Genomic DNA, 513 nt, shown 5'->3' with positions numbered 1-513 from the left:
GAATACCCGTGGCGATTACGCCTCCCAAGATCCCTTGGCCACCGCGACTGTCGCCGTGGTCACCCCCCCGCCGGTGATCGCACCCGCGCATGACCACGCCGTCTCGTGGGGCGCCATCTTCGCCGGTGCCGCCGCTGCTGCGGCGCTGTCACTGGTCCTGCTGATCCTCGGCGTTGGCCTGGGACTGTCCTCGGTATCGCCGTGGGCGTATGAAGGCGTGTCGAAGGAAACGTTCGGTTGGTCCAGCATCGCGTGGCTGACCGTCACCGCCATCGCAGCGTCGGGCCTGGGCGGCTATATCGCCGGGCGCCTGCGCAACAAGTGGAGCAACCTGCACGGCGATGAGACCTACTTCCGCGACACCGCGCATGGTTTCCTGTCGTGGGCCGTGGCGACGCTGCTGACCGCGGGCCTGCTCACCACGGCCATCGGTGGGGTGATCGGTGCCGGCGCCAAGGTGGCCGGTGCCACCGCTGGCGCGGCGGCGACCACGGCCGGTGGCCTGGCTGCGGC

Annotated in this window: 1 pseudogene; it reads left to right on the top strand. The window is 70.2% G+C overall.

The features are described from left to right. Positions 1-34 precede the first annotated feature (34 nt). Positions 35-513: pseudogene (locus tag ACXJKJ_RS32305) on the top strand (hypothetical protein); the annotation flags it as partial.

The organism is Roseateles sp. P5_E1 (assembly GCF_054049335.1).
The sequence above is the reverse complement of the archived record's forward strand: the minus strand, read 5'-3'. Positions and strand labels throughout refer to the sequence as shown.